Raw genomic sequence first — 1,927 nt, 5'->3', positions numbered from 1 at the left:
CCGGTAGCTGAATTGCTGAAGGGGCTGGCATCCCCCTTTAACGTGCACAAAATTCTGGCTATCAGAAGAGTGGAGGATGTGTACCCGTATGTCTCGGTACTGTTTCTGGTTCCAAAGGTGGAGGGAACGCAAGAAGCGGATATTCGGGATTTCAATCCAGCATCTGTGCTGATGCCCCCTGGGTTGATTGCGAGCCCAAGCGGATTCTCCCTGGAAAATCGGGATGTACTGATGGCCGATTGGCCCGAAGAAGACAGGAGCGCGTTCAATGAGTTCGTCAGCGGGCGCGCCAAGCCGTTATTGGATAACTAGTTCAACAAGCTGGTTGAAGGTCAAGCAGGACTGCGCGCTTCTGAAGATTTTTCTGTTCGCACGTTGGTCGCATGGTGGGATGCGAACGTGCACCCGGCCCAGGAATAGAGATGGAATTCTTGAGCGATCTACCATGGACCACGACCGGGGACGGTAAGATTCGGATCAGTCCTATCTCAAGGTGAACCCCGTGGCCTTTCGCATCGCTCCCTCGATTCTGTCCGCTGACTTTGCCCGTTTGGGAGAAGAGGTGCGCAATGTACTCTTGGCGGGTGCGGACGTCGTGCACTTCGACGTGATGGACAATCATTACGTGCCGAACCTCACATTCGGGCCGATGATCTGCGAGGCGGTGAAACCGCACGCCATCAAGGATGGCAAACCAGTGCCGATTGACGTGCATCTGATGGTGTCACCGGTCGACCGGATTGTTCCGGATTTTGCCAAGGCCGGTGCGGACATCATCAGCTTTCACCCCGAGGCCTCGGGACACGTCGACCGCACGCTCGGCTTGATCCGCGAGTGTGGCTGCAAGGCCGGGCTGGTGCTCAACCCGGGTACGCCATTGCATTACCTTGACCATGTGATGGACAAGCTGGACCTGATCCTCATCATGTCGGTCAACCCCGGGTTTGGCGGGCAGAAATTCATTCCGGAAGCGCTCAACAAACTCAAGGCCGTGCGCGCGCGCATCGATGCATGGCAGACGCAGGGCGGGCAGGTAATCTGGCTGGAAGTGGATGGCGGCGTGAAGACTGACAACATTCGCGCGATTGCCGATGCCGGGGCCGACACTTTTGTAGCGGGCTCGGCCATCTTTGGCCAGAAGGACTATACCGCCGTGATCAACGCCATGCGCCAGGAGTTGGCGCGAGGATGAAATCTGCGGGTAGCGTTTTCAGGCCAACGCAGGGCGGGGAAACGCCAGGATGCGTGCGTGCCGCGGTGCACTGGCGCGGCTGGGCGGACAGCCCTGCAGGCGCCCAATGTTGGTTTGCTCGAAATGGGATTGGACCACCGGCCAGAGCAGGCTGGCCAGCACACGAAGCTCGCCATTGAGCGTGCCCCGTGCCAGTGCCATCACGGCGCTCGCATAGACGGCATCTTCCAGCATCCTTTCTGTGTTGATCATCTGACCGAGACGCTCTTCAATGCGGTTTTGCAGCATGCCCAACAGCATGCGGGTGTAAGCGGTGACCATAATGTGTTCTCCATAGGTGGAGTGCCGACTGTGGGCCATCCATTTGTGACCAGTGCATGGAGATCGTAGGCTCGATGCTGCAAGCACCGAAGGCGGAGCAGGCGGACTTTTCTGGATCAATTCGCGGCCCTTTTTCGGCACAAATGGCGGGCCATGTCCCATTTCCTGGTGCTGGTTCCCCCAGCCCAACGGCGCACCGTCAACGCTACTATGGCGTCGGCTAAACTTGACAGCAAGCGTGGGTCGCGGCGCGGTTGCTGCGATCGAACGCACTCTTTGTGGAGGAGAAAGCCGTGAAACTGACGCCAGAGCAGATTCAGCAGTTTGACCGTGATGGATACCTGTTTTTCCCGAGCTTGTTTACCCCCGATGAAATAACGCGCCTGGCGGATGAAGTGCCGGCGATCTATGCGC

3 protein-coding genes are annotated in these 1,927 nt (G+C 58.1%); 2 read left to right on the top strand and 1 reads right to left on the bottom strand.

The features are described from left to right. Together RMO18_RS07475 and rpe are read left to right on the top strand one after the other, a co-directional pair. A partial coding sequence (locus tag RMO18_RS07475; RefSeq protein ID WP_309664936.1) for a hypothetical protein occupies window positions 1-312 on the top strand: 312 nt, incomplete at its 5' end. 181 nt (window positions 313-493) lie between these two features. Further along, window positions 494-1,192 carry a ribulose-phosphate 3-epimerase gene (rpe, locus tag RMO18_RS07470; RefSeq protein WP_405054026.1) on the top strand — a complete coding sequence of 233 codons (699 nt, stop codon included), beginning with the start codon at window positions 494-496 and terminating at the stop codon, window positions 1,190-1,192. An 18-nt stretch (window positions 1,193-1,210) separates the two neighbouring features. On the opposite strand, the gene RMO18_RS07465 is transcribed toward rpe, so the two are convergent. Next, window positions 1,211-1,513, bottom strand: coding sequence for a hypothetical protein (locus RMO18_RS07465; protein WP_309664934.1), 303 nt, complete (start codon window positions 1,511-1,513; stop codon window positions 1,211-1,213). Between the last annotated feature and the right edge of the window lie 414 nt (window positions 1,514-1,927).

This window comes from Tabrizicola sp. (genome assembly GCF_031377265.1).
Classification (GTDB): Bacteria; Pseudomonadota; Alphaproteobacteria; order Rhodobacterales; family Rhodobacteraceae; genus JAUYQR01.
Note: the sequence above shows the minus strand (reverse complement) of the source record. Positions and strands in the feature narration are given on the sequence as shown.